The sequence below is a fragment of the Geodermatophilus sp. SYSU D00758 genome (assembly GCF_054049955.1).
Map to the genome: position 1 here is coordinate 13,199 of NZ_JBJGYK010000047.1, position 18,611 is coordinate 31,809.

The window sequence follows — 18,611 nt, forward strand, 5'->3', positions numbered from 1 at the left end:
CTACGAGCGCCAGTCGCCGGCGGCCGGCTCCACGGCCTCGCCGAGCAGCGCGCCCAGCTCTGCTCGGCTGCCGACGCCGAGCTTGGCGAAGACCGCCTTCGCGTAGCCGTGCACGGTGTGCGGCGAGAGCCACAGCCGCCGCGCGATCTGCAGCTCGGGGGAACCCCCCGCCATCAGGCGGGCCACCTGCCGCTCGCGCGCCGTGAGCGCCGCCGAGGCCATCACCAGCGGGGCCAGGTCGCCCCGCCGCGCCGGCTCCAGCAGCACCGCGACGAGCGCACCGACCGCGTCACCCCCGTCGAGCACGCCGCCACGGACGACGAGGTAGCGCCCCGCGCGACCCCTGACCCGCGCCTTCGCAGCCGGCCCCGTTCCGCTCGCGGAGAGCGCGCGTGCGCGGGCGGCCACCTCGTGCACCACCCCGGGGAGCTGCATCCCGTCGTCCGGCAGCTCGGCGAGCAGCAGCCGGGCCGCGTCGCTGCAGCCGGTCACCCGGCCGTCGGCGGTCAGGAGCAGCACCGCGGGAGAACCCGGGTCGCCCGGCTCCGGGCAGGCCTGCGCCAGCGCGTGCGCCTGCCGCAACCCCGCGCCGAGGGCAGCGGACACCCGCGCGAGCGACCGTTCCTCCGCGGTGGAGAACCAGGGCGCCTGAGCGGGCCGGGTCAGGCAGACCCGACCCCAGCAGTCACCGCCGGCGCGGAACACCCCGCGGATCTCGTCACCCAGGCCGAGGGGCCGGTACAGCCGGCGGTGCCGGGCGCTGACCATCAGCCGTCCGCGGGTCTCGGCGGACAAGCGGCCGACCGGTGAACGGCGCTGGGCCAGCGCGGCGAAGGAGTTCAGGTCGGGCACGGTCCGCTCGTGCTCGATCAACCGGCGCTGGACGTCGGGGTCGACCTCCTCGCCGTGCACCGCCGTGGTCAGCCCGGTCGCGGGGTCGCTCAGCATCCACCCGGCGGCCGCATAGGGCAGCGCACCGCGGACGATGCCGGCCACCTCGTCGAGCAGGTCCTCCGGCGGCCGGAAGTGCGCACAACGGCGGGCCACCGCGCGCTCCGCGGCGGCCCGAGCGGCGGCCGGGCCGGTGCCCATCCCTCCACTGTCCGCCTGGTCCGTCGGGCTGTCGAACCCGCCGGACAGGCCGGACAAACCCCCGGGACAGGGGGTGGACGCCGCCGGCAGCTCGGCCGGACGCTCGGGAGCCGACGCGGAAGATCCGACGGGAGGTGTCCGCGATGAGCGACGACACACCTGCTCCGAGTTCCGCCGGGGCGCTGCCGGTCGTGGTGATCGGCGCCGGGCCGACCGGGCTGGCGACCGCGGCGGAGCTCGGCCGCCGCGATGTGCCCGCCGTGGTGCTCGAGAGGGGGGACGCCGTCGGCGCGGCCTGGCGCGGTCGCCACCGCGGGCTGCGGCTCAACAGCGGCCGGGCCTTCTCGGGGCTACCGGGAAGGCGGATCCCGCGGCGTGCCGGCACGTTCCCCGGCCGGGACGACGTGGTGGCCTACCTCGAGGCCTACTCCACCGCCAACGGGCTCGACGTCCGCACCGGCGTGCACGTGCGTCAGGTGACCCAGGACGGAGGTCGGTGGCGGGTCGCCACCGACCACGGCGACCGGCACACCGGTGAGGTCGTCGTGGCGACAGGACTGCTGGCCCGCGGCACCGTGCCGCCGGAGTGGGGCGCCGACCGATCCTCGATCCGCACCGTCCACGCGATCGGGTACACCGAACCGTCCCCGTTCGCCGGGTGTGACGTGCTCGTGGCGGGCGCCGGGTCGTCCGGGCTCGAGATCGCGCACGAACTCGCGCACGGCGGGGCCCGCGACGTGTGGCTGTCGGTACGCACGCCCCCGAACCTCCTGCCCCGGTCGGTGGCGGGGATGCCCGGCGACCCGGCGGTCCACCTGCTGCGCCGGCTGCCTCCGCGGGCGGCCGACGCCGCGGTCCGGCCGCTCCAGCGGCTGGCCATCGGCGATCTCACCGACGTCGGGCTGCCCACGCCGGACGAGGGGCCGTTCACCCGCCAGCGCCGGCCGCACGACGCCGGCCCGGCCATCGTCGACCGCCCCGTCCTGGACGACCTGCGGTCCGGCCGGATCCGGGTGGTCGCGGCGGTCCAGCGGCTGGACCGCGACCGGGTGTGCCTGGCCGACGGGAGCGCCCTGCGGGTGGACGCCGTCGTCGCCGCGACGGGGCTCCGCCCCGCACTCGAGCCGCTCGTGGGCCACCTCGACGTGCTCGACCACGACGGTCTGCCGGTGGCCCACGACGAGACCCCGGCACTGCCCGGGCTGCGGTTCGTCAACTTCGGGATGCGGCCCGGCCTGCTCGCCGCCGCCGGTCAGCGCGCCCGCCGCACGGCGGCCGCGATCGCCCGCGAGTACCGGCAGCGGGAGGAGGAGCCCACCAGGCTTCTGCGCACCGGTCGGTGACCTGGCGGTGGCGAGCCCGGCCCGGGGGGGCCGGCGCGGTCCCCGTGCCGACCGGGGCCGTTGCAGCCCTGCGGCGGTGCGGGCTAGCTTCGGCGGACCGGAGGGGCACGGGCTCCCTGCAGCGGCAGGGGGCGCCAGGAGGCCGGCGAGATGACGGACCAGGGGTCGGCTGCGCGCCCGGCGGATCCGGCGACCCTCGCGGTCGCCACCGCCCTCGCCGTCCCGGTCGGTGGCGGGGGAGGGACCGAGGACGACGACCGGGTGACCTGGCGGCCGCCGCACGGACCACCTCGAGGCACCGCCGAGGTCGTGACATGACCCGTCCCAGGGGGACCGACGGGAGCGTGGCCGCGCGGCTGACCCGTGCGGAGTCCGTCCGGCTCGCCCGGACCGAGTACCAGCGGTTCGCCGGCCTGCTGGCCTCGCTGTCCGACGAGGACTGGACCCGGCCCACGGAGTGCGCACCGTGGGACGTCCGGTTGCTGGTCGCCCACGTGCTGGGGGCCACCGAGGCGAACGCCTCGGCCAGGGAGATGCTCCGGCAGCTCCGCCGGGGGCGCCGGGGGGTGGCCGTCGACGTGGACCCGGTGAGCGCGGTGCAGGTCGACGACCGGCGGGACCTGAGCCCGGCCGACCTCCTGCGGCGGTTCGTCCAGGCCGTGCCACGGGCGGTCAGCCGACGGCGGATGTGGGGCCGGTGGGCCGGCGGCGTGCCGATGCTGGTGGGGGCGCCGGTGCACGAGACGTGGCCGCTGCGCTACCTCGTGGACGTCGTCTACACCCGGGACGTGTGGATGCACCGCGTCGACGTCTGCCGGGCGACCGGCCGGGACCCGGAGTTGACCTCGGCCCACGACGGGCGGCTGGTCGAGGACGTCGTGGCGGACTGGGCGGCCCGGCACGGCCGGGCGTTCGACCTGACCCTGACCGGCGTCGCCGGCGGTCACTACCGGCAGGGCCGCGGCGGGCCGACGATCGCCTGCGACGCCGTCGAGTTCTGCCGGGTCCTGTCGGGCCGCGGCACCGGCGCGGGTCTGCTGGGCACGCCGGTCCCGTTCTGATCGGCCGGGGGCCGCGGAACGGGACCGGCATGCCCCGAGGGCACTCAGCGGGCGGCGCCGGTCTCCTCGTCCGCCCGGTCGGGCTCGGTGAGAGCCGAACCGCGGTAGCCCTCGACGACCAGCTCGCGGGTCGCCATGTCGACCCATCCGAGGTGGACCACCGCGGTGCGGCCGAGCTCGTCGAACGCGGTCGTGCCGGCCCGGTAGACCGCTCCGCACTCGATGGCGAACCGGACGTCGGGCCACCGGAACGCGGGGTCCAGGAAGACCTCCAGCGGGGGCATCGGCATCCCCGCCGGCGGGTGGGCGTAGCCGAGGACCGTGGCGGTGAGCGAGCCGGCGTCGGCGACCACGACCTCGCGGGCGTCGACGACGCCGACGCCGTCGGGACGGATGAGGAACTCGTCGACGCCGTGGACCAGGCCGCCGGCGGGTTCACCGGCCACGATGCGGCCCTCGAAGGTGTTGTGCATGCGCAGGCCCTCGTCGACCAGGCCGACGGTGACCAGCTCGGTCAGCCGCCCCTCCATGCGGAACAGCCGTGCCCGGTGCGGGGTGTCGGGGCGCTGCGACGGGACGGGTGTGGTGTCAACGGACATCGGCGGTCTCCTTGATCGGTCCCATCGAGGTGAGCAGGGCCTCGAGCCCGGCCTGGGTGACGCCCGGGACGGGCGGCGTGGTGGGGGCCGCGCGCAGCGTGTCGGCGGCCCGGTCCAGGCCGGACCGCATGGGCGGGAGGTGGGAGCTCAGCACGGTGCCGGGCCGCAGCCGGCGGAGCTCGTCGAAGGCGCGGCCGAGAGCGACCGGGTCGGCCATCGTGACCCAGCTGCTGTCCACCGAGGCCCAGGCCAGCTGGGCCGGGGCCAGGACGTCCGGGGGGATGTCGTCGGCGGAGGTCGCCGTGGCCAGCTCCACCGCAGGCAGCGGCGCGCCGAAGCAGTCGGAGCTGAACAGCGCCCCGGTCCGGTCGTCGAGCAGGCCGACCGTGGCGGGGCTGTCGAACAGCGGGGGTCGCAGCGCGCGCAGGGTGCGGTCGCCGACGCCGACGGTCTCGCCCGGGTTGACCAGCCGCAGCCGGTCCAGGGGGAACGGGTGCTCGGGCAGGATGCGCCCCACGGCCATGAACGTGGTCAGCACCCGCGCCCGGGGAGCGGCGTCGAGCAGCCGCATGAGGCTGCCGGTGTGGTCGCGGTCCTCGTGCGTGAGCCAGATCCAGCGCAGGTGGGCCGGTCGGACGACCGACTCCAGCGCGGCCAGGAACTGCTCCGCCAGGGCGCCGGTGCCGGTGTCGACCAGGACCGGCTCGGCGGAGTCGATGACGAAGGCGTTCATCGGGATGACCCCGGCCCCCGGGACCGGCCAGTAGGTGGGGATCACGTGCGTGCGGGGGGCAGCCAGGTACGGCTCGCCCACGAACGGTTCCATCGTCTCCTCCTGCGCGCCCGGGTCGGGAGGCGGGCGCACGACCAGGCTCGTCCGGCGGCGCGGTCCGATCGTGGGTGCCGAGCACCCGGTTAGGGCGGGACGCCACCCGCTCAGCGCGGAGGCGGCGCCGCCGACGCGGACGGCAGGTCCCGGGCGAGGGCGGCCAGCTCCTCCCGGCTCGCCGCGCCGGTCTTCAGCAGCAGGCTCGCGACGTGCTTCTCCACCGTGCGCGGGGAGAGCACCAGATGCTCGGCGATCGCCCGGTTCGACCGGCGGCCGGCGAGCAACCGCAGGACGTCGACCTCCCGGCTGCTCACGCCGACCGCCGACAGCTCCGCCGGGACGGCGGACCGCCCGCGCCCGCGGCGCGGGACCTGCTCGCCGGCCGCACGGAGGAGCACGCGGGCGGACGAGGCCAGGCGGGGCCGGTCGTGGTCGGCGAACCACCGCACGGCGGCCTGCAGCCAGCCGGCCGAGTCGCCCCACCCGTCGCGGCGGGCGGCGGGGGCGACGAGCCAGCGCACCAGATGGACCAGCCAGTCGGCGTCCAGGTAGCCGCACAACTCCCTGATCGCCGCCTCGAACCCGGCCTGCGCCGCGCCCGGGTCCGAGGCACCGACCCGGACGGCGCGGGCCGCGTCCGTCAGGCACCGGTTGAAGCGCGTGCCGGACCCGCCCGCGGAGGCGGCCTCGTCCACCGCGCGACCCTCCGGGTCGCCGTCGTCCAGGGCGTGCAGCAGCGCCCACAGCCCCCAGTGCGGGAAGTGGTGGCCGGGCAGCCCGCGGAGCACCTCGACGGCGCGGTCCAGCGCGGCGCGGGCGGCGTCCGGGTCGGCCCGATGCAGCGCGAGCATCGCCCGCGCCCGCCCCCAGGCGCCGGCGGTGACCGACGGATCGCCGGGAGCGGCCTCCACCGCGTCGGCCAGTGCCCGCTCCATCTCGTCGTCCCGCAGCTCGTGCGCGTAGGACCGGGCCAGGGTGACCAGCGCCGGCGCCAGCACCGAGGACCGCAGCCGCCGCGCCAGGCCGACGGCTCGTTCGGCGGCCCGCCGACCGTCCCGGCTCCGGCCGCGGGCGACGAGCGCCTCGGCGAGGTGGAAGTCGACGACGGCGACCGTCGCCGGCATCCCGGCGCGGACGGCGGCCCGGCGGGCGGCCTCCAGGCGGTCGGTGCGCATGGTGTCCAGCAGGTCGATGGTGCCCAACTCGTGCAGCGAGCGGACGCGCCAGGCGTCGAGGCCGTGCCGCTCGGCCTCGGCGAGCGCGGACGCGAAGGAGCGCTCGGCCGCGGCGACGTCGGACAGCCGCTGCGCCTGGCCGAGCGCCTCCCAGGCCTCGCAGGCCACGGCCGGCGTGCGCCCCGGGGCCTCCGCGTCCAGGACCGCCCGCGCGAGCGCCGCGGCCGACGCCGGGCGTCCCCGGGCCATCTCCAGGTGCGCCCCCAGCGCGGTCGCCTCGAGCCGGGCCGCCGGATCCGGCGAGCGGCGGACCCGGTCGACCTCCCGCCGGGCGGCGTCCCACCGCCCGGCCGTGGACAGCGCCCGCGCCAGCGCCAGCCGGAGCCCGGCCTCCCGGGCCGGGTCGTCCCCGCGGGCGCGCCGCTCGGCCAGTGCCGGGCCGCCCAGGTCCAGCGCCAGGTCCACCTCACCGGCGAGCGCGTGGACACCGGCGAGCTCCTCCCGGGCCGGCAGGGTGTCCTCCCCTGCGCTCTCCAGGCACTGCAGGGCACGGGACAGGTGAGCGACCGCGGTGGCCAGACCGCCGCGGCGCCCGGCCCGGCGTCCCAGCTCCAGCAGGTGCTGCGCGGCGGCGCCGGCGTCCCCGGCCAGCTCGGCCAGCCCCGCCGCCTGGGCGCACCGGTCACCGGGCAGGTCGGGGTGCTCGGCTGCGACCACCCGCAGGCACCGCGCCGCCAGCGCCGCCCGTTCCGGCGGGAGCATCCGGGCGGCGACGAAGTCACGGGTCAAGGCGTGCCGGAAGCGCACGCCACCGGGGTAGGCGCCGTCATCGGCCTCCACGAGCTGAGCGTCGGCGGCCTCCCGCAGACCGGCCAGGACCGCGTCGTCGTCCAGGCCGGTGACCCGCCCCACCAGCTGCCAGTCGAACGCCCGGCCGAAGAGGGCCGCGGCTTCGAGGACCCGTCGGGTGTCCGGGTGCAGCCCCCGGATCCGCTCCGCCACCGTCTCCCGGATGGAGGGGGGTACGGCGGGGTGCAGCCGCTCCTCGTGCACGGTCCACACCCCCGCGGCCCGGGCGAGCGCCCCCGAACGGCGCAGCCCCGCCAGCAGCTCTTCGACGACGAACGGGACGCCGTCGGCGTGATCGCGGACGAAGGAGAGCAGCCCGTCGGCGACGGCGTCGACACCCAGGCAGGCCAGGACCATCTGGTCGACCTCGGAACCGGACAGCGGGGCCAGGTCGAGCAGGTGCACCGCCCGGGTGTCGGCGAGGCGGCGCACCGCAGGCAGAGCTCGGCCGGCCGGTCCGGGGCGCAGCGAGACCAGGCATCCGGCGCCGTGGTCGGCGATGTTGGAGAGCAGGTACTCGAGGACCCAGAGGGTGTCCTCGTCGGCCCCGTGCAGGTCCTCGACGACCAGCAGCGCACCGCGGTCGGCGGCCACCACCGCGAGCAGCCGCAGCAGCGCCTCGGCCACGGCCGGGCGGGACAGGCCGCCGAGGGGAGCGGGGACGGCCTCGCCCGCGAGGTGGCCGAGCAGCGCCCGGACCGGCCTCAGCGCCCCACCGGCCGGCCAGCCGTCGGCGCGGAACCCGCTCGCCAGGGCCTCGCCGAGGACCGAGAAGGGGTCTCCCGCGGTCCCCTCCCGGACCCGACCGGCGAAGACGCGGACGCCCCGGTCCCGCGCACGCGCCGTGGCCGACCGCACCAGGCGGGACTTGCCGATCCCCGGTTCACCGAGCACGACGGTGGCCCGGCCTGCTCCGCGCGCGGCCGCCGCCACGCAGCTGAGCACCCACTCGGTCTCGGCACGCCGCCCGACCGTCCGAGGGCAGAGCAGCGGTTCCACGACGTCATCGTCGTCCGCCCCGACCACGGAGCAAAGCCGATCGCCGAGCCCGCGCGGCCGTGGGAGGTGCGTGGCGGGCCGATCGCCCGCCGGGTCGACGGCGGCGAACGCGCCGCGCCGGCTGACCACCCCGCGTCGGCGCGGGAGCGAGGGCTCGTCCGTCACGGCGGGCAGCGGCAGGCGGCCGGACGGACCTAGGGTGAGGCGGTGGACGACGGCGTCCGGTCCGCGCTGGCCGCCTCCCGCTTGGCGCGGCTGCCCGCGTCGGCGACCCAGCGGCTGCTCACGGGGGCTCGCATGGTCGAGGTCCCGACGGGCGCGGTGATGCACCGGGAGGGGGAGACGGCCGAGCACCTCGAGCTGGTGGTCGACGGCCTGGTCCGGGCCTTCGTCACCGCCCCGGACGGTCGCACGCTGACCGTCCGGTACTGCCGCTGCGGAGCGCTGATCGGCGCGGTGTCGCTGTACGCCTCCGGCTTCCGCATGCCGGCCGGCATCCAGGCGATGGTGCACTCGCCGCTGCTGCGGCTCTCCCCGGACGTGGTGCGGCAGGCCGCGCGGGACGATCCGCTGGTGGCCGAGGCGCTGCTGCGTGAGCTGGCCGACCGCACGCTGACCTACATCCACGAGATCGCCGGCAGCGCGTTCTCCAGCGTGCGCGAGCGGGTCGCCCGCCACCTGCTGGACCTGGCCGCGCAGGAGGCGCGGACCCCGGGTCCGGCCCAGCCGGCGCTGCGCGTCGGGGTCAGCCAACGACAGCTGGCCGAGTCCGTCGGCACCGTCCGCGAGGTCGTGGTCCGGGTGCTGCGCGATCTCCGCCGTTCCGGCGTGATCCGCACGCATCCCGACCACATCGACATCGTCGATCCGATCCGGTTGAGCCAGGAGGGTGGAACCTGGGTCCCTGCCGCGGCCGCCCACTGAGCCGAGACTGCCGCGCATGGCCGTCACGATCGATGCGGACAGCGCTCCTCCCCGCCGGATCGGTGCCACGGCTGTCGCCGGGCTGAGGGCCGCTCTGGTCGGGGACGTGATCGCCCCGGGGGACGAGGGGTACGAGGAGCACCGGAGGGTCTGGAACGGCTCGATCGACCGTCGTCCGGCGCTGGTCGCCCGTTGCGCCGGCGTGGACGACGTCCGCGCCGCCCTCCGCTTCGGGCGGGACCACCAGCTGCCGATCGCCGTGCGCAGCGGCGGCCACAGCTTTCCGGGCCTGTCCACCGCCGACGACGCCCTGCTGATCGACCTGCGTCCGATGAACGGTGTCCGTGTCGACCCCGACGCGCGGGTGGCCGGTGCTCAGGCCGGGGTGCTGCTCGGCGAGCTGGACGCGGCGACCCAGGAGCACGGCCTGGTGGTGCCGGCCGGCATCGTGTCGCACACCGGGCTGGCCGGGCTGACCCTGGGCGGCGGGATCGGGTGGGTGATGCGCAGGTGCGGCCTGACCGTCGACTCGTTGCTCTCGGCCGACGTGGTCACCGCCGACGGCGAGTTCCTGCGGGCGAGTGAGGACGAGAACCCGGACCTGTTCTGGGGGCTGCGCGGCGGGGGCGGCAACTTCGGCATCGTCACCGACTTCCGGTTCCGGCTGCACCCGCTCGGGCCGGAGGTGATGGCCGGCGGGACCTTCTGGCTCATGGACGACGCGGTGGCGGTGCTGCGCCGCTACCGGGATTGGCTCGCCGACTGCCCGGACGAGCTCGTGACCATCGTGTCGCAGCGACTGGCCCCGCCGTTGCCCGTCGTCCCGGCCGAGCTCGTCGGCCGGCCGGTGATCGCGGTGCTGGCCTGCTACGCCGGGGACGTGGACGAGGGGCGGCGGGTGCTGCGACCGATGCGCGAGTTCGGTTCCCCGGTCCTGGACCTCTTCGCCCCCAAGCCCTACGTGGCCCACCAGCAGATGCTCGACCCGTCGTTCCGGCGCGGCTGCTGGTACTACGTCCGCTCCTGCGACGTCGCCGAGCTGGGCGACGAGGTCATCGACGTCGTCGCCGAGCACGGCCGGCGGATCAGCTCCCCGCTGAGCAGCATCGCGCTGTGGCAGATGGGTGGCGCGGTGGCTCGGATCGGCGAGGACGAGACGGCGTTCAACGGCCGCGGTGCCGGCTTCACCTTCAACATCAACGGGAACACGGCATCCTCGGACGGCTTCGACGAGCAGCGCCGGTGGGCGCGGGACTACTGGTCGGCGCTGGCCCCCTTCCACATGAGCGTCTACGTCAACTTCCTCATGGAGGAGGGGGACGAGCGCGTCCGCCAGGCCTACGGCGATGCGAAGTACCAGCGCCTCGTCGCGGTGAAGCGCACGTACGATCCCGCGAACGTGTTCCGGCTCAACCAGAACATCCGGCCGGACTGACCGCGCCGGTCGCGCGCGTCGCGGGCGGAGCGGTCGGTCCGATCAGCCGCAGGGACTCCCCGCAGCTCGACCCCGGACGTCCAGCGGTGCCCGTGGCCTCTCCCCGCTGACCGCACCGGCTGCTGCGGGACCGTCCGGCCATCCGAGGCACCGGTGCTGGGCCGACCGAGGACGCCCTGGAGGAAGGGCACGATCTCCCCGGCGACCCGCTCCGGGTGGACCGGGTGACCGAGGTGGCCCAGGCCGTCGAGCTCGTGCACCATCGCCTGGCGCAGCTGCCGGGCGGCCTCGCGGGTGCCGTCGGTGGACCGCGACCGGGCGGTTCTCGACCGTGGAGGAGGAGCACCGGCGCCTCGATCCGTTCGAGCGCCGACGGGACTGTCGGGCTGGCGACGGTGGGGTCGAGGGCCTCACGCGACTCCGCGAGATCGGTCGGCAGGTAGCGGGTCGCCGTCGGTCATGGGTCCGTGGACCCGAGGCGGGCTCCGGTTCCGCGGACGACGGCCGGCCTCCGGGTCCGTCCCGTCCTCCTGGGCTCGATGGGTGGCCCGGTCACCGGTCGGCCCGGGCGGGCGTGAGCCGGGCGGCGAGGAAATCGGCGATCTGCGCGGCGTAGCGGCGCGGGTGGGTGAACCGGAGCATGTGGCCGGTCCTCGGCAGCACGTGCTCGACGGCGCCGGGGATGCCGGTGCGCAGCACGGTGGCCGCGTGCTCGCCGATGAGGGTGTCGTGCTCCGGGGTCAGGATCAGCGTCGGCACGGTGATGCGCCCGAGTTGCTCGGTGTACTCGGCGCGCAGGGCGGCGTCGGCGCGGGCGACGTAGCTGCGCCACGGGGTGTTGTCCAGGAACAGCTGCCGGGTCTGCTGGGTGGACAGCGGCCGCTCGGCGTCGCGGTCGAACGGGGAGGCCAGCGCGGCGGCGTGCATGCGCAGAACCAGCTGCCGGTACAGCGGGCCGGGCAGGAACCGGGCGGCGCGGATCTTCACGCGTCCGGTGAGCGTGGTGACCGGGTCGGCGGCGAAGCCGCCGGAGAGGACCAGCGCGCGCAGGCCGGCGGGCCGGCGGACGGCGAGGGCGAGGGCGACGACGGCGCCGAAGGAGTCGCCGACGAGCACGTAGTCGTCGAGGTCGGCGACCCGGGCGGCGACGAAGTCGGCGTGGTGCTCGACGTCGTCGACCCCGTCGGGCAGCCGCATGGTCCGCAGCGGGTGGTCGGCCAACGGGGTGAGGGAGTCCAGGTCCCAGGGGGCGCCGGAGAAGCAGGGAACGGTGACGACGGTGGGGCGGGGGCTGCTGGTCACGGGAACGTCCTCTCGGGCGGTGCGCCGAGCCGTTCTCGGCGGTGCGCCCACCGTCACCCCGGGGAGGCGGCCGGTCAGTGACACCGGTCGACTGCTCGGTGACTCCGGTCACGCAGGTGGCTCACAGGCCGCCGGGTTCGTGCCACGGTGAGCCGGTGCGGGATCCGGAGCTGATGGCCGCCGTCGAGGCCGGGCCGCTGGGCGACCTGCCCGTACCGGTGGTCGACCGGATCCTGGCCGACGCGACGCTGGTCCGCGCGAGCGCCGGGACGACGCTCTACCACCCCGGCGACCCGGTCGGCCTGCACCTCGTCGTCGCCGGCCTGATCCGGGTGGCGATGACCTCCCCGGAGGGGCGGCAGGTCACCATCCGCTACGCGCGCCACGGCGAGGTGCTCGGCGCGCCGATCGTCGTCGCCGGCAGCGTGCCGGTCACCGCCCACGCGGTCACCGACGCAGCCGTCGCCCGCACCCCACCCGACCTGCTCGCCGCGCTGGCCCGCAACGACTCCCGGGTCGCGCTGTGGCTGGCCGATGAGCTCAGCCGCCGGGTGAGGGGACTGCTCGACGAGCTCGCGCGGAACACCTTCTTCCCGGTCCGCGCCCGGATCGCCCGGCACCTGCTCGACCTGGCCACCGGCACCCAGCGTGGCACGCAGCTGGAGGCGCGGATCAGCCAGCAGGAGCTCGCCGACGCGGTCGGGACCGTGCGGGAGGTCGTCACCCGCACGTTGGCCGGGCTGAGGACCGAGGGTTTGGTCGAGACCGAGCGCGACCGCATCCGGATCACCGACCCGCAAGGCCTGGCGACCGTGGCCGACACCGCACGCTGACGGTGCCGGCCGCTCGGCGCAGTGGCGGCATCGAGCCCGGTGCGGAGGTCGGGATGCCCGTCAGCGGCAGGTCTGCGTGCAGGACCCGCTCGACCTGCGGGAAGAGGCGGGTCGAACAGCGGGGCGGGCAGATCGGTGCGCGATGGGCCGTTCGCCTCGTGAATCGCCAGCCCCGGGCGCGGACAGTTCTCGCATGACCACATCTCTCGATCCGGAGCGGGTCGAACGGTTCGCCAGCACGCTCTTCGACCACTACACCGGGGGCCTGCTCACCTACCTGGTGGACCTGGGTGACCGGACCGGGCTCTTCGAGGCCGCGGCTCAGGCGCCGGGGTCCTCCGCCGAGATCGCCGACCGCGCCGGGGTGCACGAGCGGTACGCGCGTGAATGGCTCGGCGCGATGACGACCGCCGGCGTCGTCGCGTTCGAGCCAGCGACGCGGACCTACACGCTCCCGCCCGAGCACGCCGCCTGCCTCACCGGTGCGGGCTCCGGCAACCTGGCCCGGTTCAGCGGCATGATCACCCACCTCGGGTCCCACCTCGCCGCCGTGGCGGCGGCCTTCCGGACGGGGGGCGGTGTGCCCTACGAGGACTTCCGGCCGGACTTCACCGACGTCATGGACGCCGCCAACCGCAACGCCTTCGACGAGCACCTCGTGGCGGACGTGCTGCCACTCGCTCCGGGGCTGGTCGAGCGGCTGCGCGCCGGGGCCCGCGTCATGGAGCTCGGCTGCGGCACCGGACACGCGACCGTCCTGCTCGCCCAGGCCTTCCCCGCCTCGACATTCGTCGGCTACGACCTGGCAGAGGACGCCCTCGACCGCGGGCGCCAGGAGGCCGCGGACCGCGGCCTGGGGAACGTGACCTTCGAACGGCGCGACGTCACCGCGCTGGCGCCGCCGGACCCCGTCGACCTCGTCCTGACGGTGGACACCATCCACGACCTGCCCGATCCCGAGGCCGTGCTGGTGGCCGCCGGTCGATCGCTCCGGCCGGGCGGCGTGCTGCTGATGATCGACCCCCGGGTGTCGAGCGACCTCGAGGACAACGTCGGCAACCCGTTCGCGCCGATGGTCTACGCCGTCAGCGCCCTGCACTGCCTGCCGGTGGCGCGCGCGGCCGGCGGCGAGGGGCTGGGTACGGCCTACGGTGAGCAGCGCGCCATCGCGCTGCTCACCGCCGCCGGCTTCACCGGCATCTCCGTGCACGCTGCGCCCGGGGATCCGATCGACGCAGTGTTCGTCGCGCGCCGGCCGGCGGCCTGACGGCGGCAGCGACCCGGCGCCCTTGCCCGCGGTGGAGGACCGGCGCCACCTGTGCCTGAGCCGGAGTGCGCGCACCGGTGAGCTGTTCACCTGGTCGCCGCTCCGGAGGGCCGTGACGTGCTGGTGGAGGTGCTCGGCCGCCTGGACACTGCCGCGACTCGGCGGCGATGAACCGATCGACCGCCGTCTGGATCAGCTCGAGGTACCGCAGCCGCGAACGGACGGCGACCGCCCCGCTGACAGTGAGCTTCTCCCGCTTCCGTGTGGCTCGAGGGTGGCCCCGCGTGGATCCGCCCTGGCCGATGGACGCCAGGACGGAGAGCCCCAGCGCCAGGAGGACGAAGAAGCCCCCCACGCAGAGCAGGCCCGGCCCCGGACCGATCGGCGAGCCCCAGCCGTGCCACTGCTGCTGCACCAGGCGGTTCTCGTGTCGGCTGTCGCGTTCGTCCACCACAGCGGGACGTCGACCGCCGCCGTCGGGAGGTGCACACCGACGGCGGCCGCGGCGACGAGCAGTTCCGACGCGGGGCCACCGTCGGACAGCAGACGCACCACGATCGCGATCACCGGCAGGACCGCCGACCCGCCCCACACGGCGATGAAGACCGGCTGTCCGCGCTGGATCACACCCGGGCGGCGTCCACCGAGACGTGGAAGGCGGCCGCGACGTGCTCGATGGTCCGGATGGGGACGGCAGGTCGAGGTTCACCGGACTGCCGGTCCAGGATCCGGCGAGCACGGCAGTCACCCGGGCGGAGCGACTACCTCCCGCCCCGCCCATCACCGTGATGCGCGCGGACGGGGCCGGACCCAGCGCGGCCCCCCGCCAGGGGGAACCCTGGCGGGGGCCGCGTGTACCTGCAGGCCAGGGGCGCTGCCGCCCCCGTCGATCAGATGTCGTAGTACATCGCGAACTCGTGCGGGTGCGGGCGGAGGCGGATCGGGTCGATCTCGTTCTCCCGCTTGTACTCGATCCACGTCTCGATCAGGTCGGGGGTGAACACCCCGCCGTCGACCAGGTACTCGTGGTCGGTCTCGAGGTTGTCGAGGACGGCGTCCAGCGACGCGGGGACCTTCTCGATGCCCAGGGCCTCCTCGGGCGGCAGCTCGTAGAGGTCCTTGTCGACCGGGGCCGGCGGCTCGATCTTGTTCTTGATGCCGTCGAGGCCGGCCATCAGCATCGCCGAGAAGGCGAGGTAGGGGTTGGCCGACGGGTCGGGCACGCGGAACTCGATGCGCTTGGCCTTCGGGCTGTCCCCGGAGATCGGGATGCGGCAGCACGCCGAGCGGTTGCGGGCCGAGTACACGAGGTTGATCGGCGCCTCGTAGCCGGGGACCAGGCGGTGGTAGCTGTTCACCGTCGGGTTGGTGAAGGCCAGCAGCGAGGGGGCGTGCGCCAGCAGGCCGCCGATGTAGTGGCGAGCGGTGTCCGACAGCCCCGCGTACCCGGTCTCGGCGTGGAAGAGCGGCTCGCCGTCCTTCCAGAGGCTCTGGTGGCAGTGCATGCCGGAGCCGTTGTCGCCGTAGAGCGGCTTGGGCATGAAGGTGGCGGTCTTGCCGTGCGCCCAGGCGGTGTTCTTGATGATGTACTTGAACAGCATCAGGCTGTCGGCCGACCGCAGCAGCGTGTCGAACTTGTAGTTGATCTCCGCCTGACCGCCGGTTCCCACCTCGTGGTGGCCCCGCTCCAGCTCCAGGCCCGCCCGGGCCAGGTTGAGCATCATCTCGGCGCGCAGGTCGCTGTAGTGGTCGTAGGGCTCGACCGGGAAGTACCCGCCCTTGGCGCGGGTCTTGTAGCCCAGGTTCGGGCCGCCGTCGGGCATGGTGGCCACGCCCGAGTTCCAGGAGCCCTCGACCGAGTCGATGTGGTAGTAGCCCTCGTTGATGCCGGTCGAGTGCCGGATCGAGTCGAAGATGTAGAACTCCGCCTCGGGCCCGAAGTAGGCGGTGTCGGCGATGCCGCTGCTGGCCAGGTACGCCTCGGCCTTCTTCGCCACGTTGCGCGGGTCGCGGCTGTAGGCCTCCCGCGTGATCGGGTCGTGGATGAAGAAGTTGACGTTGAGCGTCTTGTGCCTGCGGAACGGGTCCACGAAAGCGCTGTTGGCGTCCGGCAGCAGCAGCATGTCGGACTCGTTGATCGCCTGGAACCCGCGGATCGAGGAGCCGTCGAAGCCGAGCCCGTCGGAGAAGGTGTCCTCGCCGAAGCTCGACGCCGGGACCGTGAAGTGCTGCATGACGCCGGGCAGGTCGCAGAAGCGGACGTCGACGAACTCGACGTCGTTGTCGCGGATGTAGGCGGCGACCTCGTCGGGACTGGTGAACATCGATCCTCCGGGAGTGGGCGGACAGCCGACCGGGAACCTACGAGCGGGGTTTTGCCCCGCGGTGTCCCGGTTGTTTCGGGGCGGTAAACAGGGCTGCGGCGTGTCGCGGGCCCGGCGCCGTCCCGGCCGGGCGGGCGGGCTGCGGACGGGTCATACGCTGGCTGGCATGGTCAGGGACGTGCCGTCACCCTCTCAGGAACGCCCGCGCGGTGCCGCGCTGGGGTTGCCCGCCGAGGGGCCGGGATCGCTGGCCTCGTTCTCCGGCCGGGTCGCGGCCTTCGCCGTCGACGCGCTGGCCTCGGCGCTGGTCGCCGGGCTGTTCACCGCACCCGAGCTGCCGGGCAACTGGAGCCTGGTGGCCTTCGCGGCGGTCACCGTCGTGAGCCTGGCCCTCTTCGGGCAGACCCCCGGCATGCGGCTGCTCGGCCTCCGGCTGGCGCACCCGAGGGAGGGGGCCCGGCTGGCACCGTGGCGGGCCGTCGTCCGGACGGCGCTGCTGTGCCTGCTCGTGCCCGCGCTGGTGGTCGACTCCGACGGCCGCGGGCTGCACGACCGGGTGACCGGGACCGCCGTCGTCCGCGCGTAGCGCGTGAGCGGAGTACCCGGGACGAGGTTCTCCCGCCCCCTGCACTCCGCTCGGCCCCGGTGGGTCAGCGCCGGCGGACCTGGCGCTGGCTGACCGACATCTGCCGGCCGCCCGGGAGCGGGCCGCCGGGGACGGGCATGCGCGGGCCCCCCAGCGCCGACAGCCGCTTGCGCAGCGCGTTGAGCTCCGCGCCGGAGAGGTTGCGCGGCAGCTTCATCACGTGCGGGGACAGCTTGCGCAGCGGGACCTGGCCCTGCTCGTCCCCGACCAGCAGGTCGTAGATCGGGGCGTCGCCGGCGATCCGCGCGATCCTCTTCTTCTCCTGGGCCACCAGCGGCCGCACCCGGGAGGGGACGCCCTCCCCGACGAGGATGATGCCGGGCCGGCCGGTGACCCGGTGGACGGCGTCCATCTGCGTGGTCGCGGCGACCCCGGAGGAGACCTGCCAGTCGCCGCGCATGCCCTCGAGCACCCAGGCCGCCGCGCCCGCCTGGCCCTCGACCTGGCGGTAGGCCGATCCCTGCGCCCGGCGGCCGAAGACGACCATGGCCGCCAGCAGGCCGAACAGGACGGCGATCGGCAGGAAGAGGAACGGCGCCCCGAACAGGATGGCGACCAGCTCGATGACGGCGGCCACCGCCACGAACGCGATGAGCATGACCCAGGGCAGCTTCGGGTCGTTCTTGCGCGTCAGCGAGTAGGCCTGCTTGATCATGCGGGCCTGGTTGCCGATCCGCTTCAGCCGGCCGCCGCGGGCCTTCTTCGGCTTGCCGGCGCCGGCCTTGCCGCCGGCCGCAGTCGCCCCCGACCGGCCGCGGGCGCCGGCGCCCGGCCCCCGTCCGGCCTTGCCGGTGGGCGCGGAGGGGTCTGTGGGCTTGCTGCGTGCCATGCCCCCAGGATAGGGGCGCGCCGGGCCGGTCCCGGTGGGACCGGCCCGGTGACCACCTCAGACGGAGGGGGTGAGGCCGCGGGCCTCGACGGCCTGCTGGTACAGCCGCCCGGCGCGGTAGGAGCTGCGCACCAGGGGCCCGGCGAGGACGCCGGGGAAGCCGATCTCCTCCGCCTGCTGCTGGAACCCGACGAACTCGTCCGGCTTGACCCAGCGGACCACCGGGTGGTGCCGCGGCGAGGGCCGCAGGTACTGGGTGATGGTGAGCAGGTCGCAGCCGGCCTCGTGGAGGGCCCGCATCGTCTCGACGACCTCGTCGGGCTCCTCGCCCATGCCGAGGATGAGGTTGGACTTGGTGACCAGTCCGGCCTCGCGGGCGGCGGTGATCACGGCCAGCGAGCGCTCGAACCGGAACCCGGGCCGGATCCGCTTGAAGATGCGGGGCACGGTCTCGACGTTGTGCGCCAGGACCTCCGGCCGGGAGGAGAAGACCTCGGCGAGCTGGTCGGGGTCGGCGTTGAAGTCCGGGATGAGCAGCTCGACGCCGCACCCCGCGACGGCGGCGTGGATCTGCCGGACGGTCTCGGCGTAGAGCCACGCGCCGCCGTCGGGCAGGTCGTCGCGGGCGACGCCGGTGACCGTGGCGTAGCGCAGCTGCATCGTCGCGACGCTCTCGGCCACGCGGCGGGGCTCGTCGGCGTCGAAGTCGGCGGGCCTGCCGGTGTCGATCTGGCAGAAGTCGCACCGCCGGGTGCACTGGTCGCCGCCGATGAGGAACGTCGCCTCGCGGTCCTCCCAGCACTCGTAGATGTTGGGGCAGCCGGCCTCCTCGCAGACCGTGTGCAGCCCTTCCCGGCGGACCAGCGACTTGAGCTCGGTGTACTCGGGGCCGGTCTTCAGGCGCGTCTTGATCCACTCGGGCTTGCGCTCGATGGGGACCTGGCTGTTGCGGACCTCGAGGCGCAGCAGCTTGCGGCCGCCGGGCGCGAGAGGCGTGTCGGACGAGGGGGTCGGGGCCACCGTCTCGCTCATGATCGCCCACGGTACCCCTCGGGCCGGACCGGGCCCGGACGTGCGACGGCGCCCGCCCCTGCCGGGGCGGGC

General features: G+C 75.2%; 15 protein-coding genes. 7 read left to right on the forward strand and 8 right to left on the reverse strand.

From position 1 onward, the window contains the following. On the reverse strand, positions 1-1,092 hold the full coding sequence (locus tag ACI8AC_RS22030; protein ID WP_456899985.1) for a helix-turn-helix transcriptional regulator: 1,092 nt from the start codon (positions 1,090-1,092) through the stop codon (positions 1-3). Positions 1,093-1,235: 143 nt separating this feature from the next. Here ACI8AC_RS22030 and ACI8AC_RS22035 point away from each other — a divergent pair, with 143 nt between their 5' ends. Both ACI8AC_RS22035 and ACI8AC_RS22040 read left to right on the forward strand, forming a co-directional pair. Then, positions 1,236-2,435, forward strand: a complete 1,200-nt coding sequence (locus tag ACI8AC_RS22035) for a flavin-containing monooxygenase (RefSeq protein ID WP_456899986.1) — start codon at positions 1,236-1,238, stop codon at positions 2,433-2,435. 314 nt (positions 2,436-2,749) lie between these two features. Then, entirely contained in the window at positions 2,750-3,496 is a 747-nt protein-coding gene (locus tag ACI8AC_RS22040; protein WP_456899987.1) for a maleylpyruvate isomerase family mycothiol-dependent enzyme, read from the forward strand. Between the two features lie 44 nt (positions 3,497-3,540). Here ACI8AC_RS22040 and ACI8AC_RS22045 read toward each other — a convergent pair whose 3' ends face one another. From ACI8AC_RS22045 to ACI8AC_RS22055, 3 genes are all read right to left on the reverse strand, one after another. Further along, entirely contained in the window at positions 3,541-4,095 is a 555-nt protein-coding gene (locus ACI8AC_RS22045) for a hypothetical protein (protein ID WP_456899988.1), read from the reverse strand. After that, complete coding sequence (locus ACI8AC_RS22050) at positions 4,085-4,921, reverse strand: oxygen-binding di-iron domain-containing protein (RefSeq protein WP_456899989.1); 837 nt, start codon at positions 4,919-4,921, stop codon at positions 4,085-4,087. The genes ACI8AC_RS22045 and ACI8AC_RS22050 overlap by 11 nt, the downstream gene beginning before the upstream one ends. A 110-nt stretch (positions 4,922-5,031) precedes the next feature. Next, a complete protein-coding gene (locus ACI8AC_RS22055) occupies positions 5,032-7,947 on the reverse strand; it encodes an ATP-binding protein (RefSeq protein WP_456899990.1) in 2,916 nt (971 codons plus the stop codon). A gap of 207 nt (positions 7,948-8,154) precedes the next feature. On the opposite strand from ACI8AC_RS22055, the gene ACI8AC_RS22060 reads away from it, so the two are divergent. Both ACI8AC_RS22060 and ACI8AC_RS22065 read left to right on the forward strand, forming a co-directional pair. Continuing rightward, positions 8,155-8,871, forward strand: coding sequence for a Crp/Fnr family transcriptional regulator (locus ACI8AC_RS22060; protein ID WP_456899991.1), 717 nt, complete (start codon positions 8,155-8,157; stop codon positions 8,869-8,871). A gap of 16 nt (positions 8,872-8,887) precedes the next feature. Continuing rightward, positions 8,888-10,306 (forward strand): FAD-binding oxidoreductase, encoded by a 1,419-nt coding sequence (locus ACI8AC_RS22065; RefSeq protein ID WP_456899992.1) that lies wholly within the window; start codon positions 8,888-8,890, stop codon positions 10,304-10,306. A gap of 552 nt (positions 10,307-10,858) precedes the next feature. Here the strand turns inward: ACI8AC_RS22065 and ACI8AC_RS22070 are convergent. Beyond that, positions 10,859-11,608: an alpha/beta fold hydrolase gene (locus ACI8AC_RS22070; protein WP_456899993.1), complete on the reverse strand. Its 750-nt coding sequence runs from the start codon at positions 11,606-11,608 to the stop codon at positions 10,859-10,861. A 155-nt stretch (positions 11,609-11,763) separates the two neighbouring features. Here ACI8AC_RS22070 and ACI8AC_RS22075 point away from each other — a divergent pair, with 155 nt between their 5' ends. Next, complete coding sequence (locus tag ACI8AC_RS22075; RefSeq protein WP_456899994.1) at positions 11,764-12,441, forward strand: Crp/Fnr family transcriptional regulator; 678 nt, start codon at positions 11,764-11,766, stop codon at positions 12,439-12,441. 193 nt (positions 12,442-12,634) lie between these two features. Next, positions 12,635-13,708, forward strand: coding sequence for a class I SAM-dependent methyltransferase (locus ACI8AC_RS22080; protein WP_456899995.1), 1,074 nt, complete (start codon positions 12,635-12,637; stop codon positions 13,706-13,708). Between the two features lie 890 nt (positions 13,709-14,598). Here the strand turns inward: ACI8AC_RS22080 and glnA are convergent. Beyond that, positions 14,599-16,032 (reverse strand): type I glutamate--ammonia ligase, encoded by a 1,434-nt coding sequence (gene glnA, locus ACI8AC_RS22085; RefSeq protein WP_456899996.1) that lies wholly within the window; start codon positions 16,030-16,032, stop codon positions 14,599-14,601. Between the two features lie 166 nt (positions 16,033-16,198). On the opposite strand from glnA, the gene ACI8AC_RS22090 reads away from it, so the two are divergent. Next, a complete protein-coding gene (locus tag ACI8AC_RS22090; protein ID WP_456899997.1) occupies positions 16,199-16,618 on the forward strand; it encodes an RDD family protein in 420 nt (139 codons plus the stop codon). Positions 16,619-16,682: 64 nt separating this feature from the next. Here the strand turns inward: ACI8AC_RS22090 and ACI8AC_RS22095 are convergent, their stop codons facing one another. Further along, complete coding sequence (locus ACI8AC_RS22095) at positions 16,683-17,507, reverse strand: DUF4191 domain-containing protein (RefSeq protein WP_456899998.1); 825 nt, start codon at positions 17,505-17,507, stop codon at positions 16,683-16,685. A 57-nt stretch (positions 17,508-17,564) separates the two neighbouring features. Continuing rightward, complete coding sequence (gene lipA, locus ACI8AC_RS22100) at positions 17,565-18,539, reverse strand: lipoyl synthase (protein ID WP_456899999.1); 975 nt, start codon at positions 18,537-18,539, stop codon at positions 17,565-17,567. Positions 18,540-18,611: the final 72 nt, after the last annotated feature.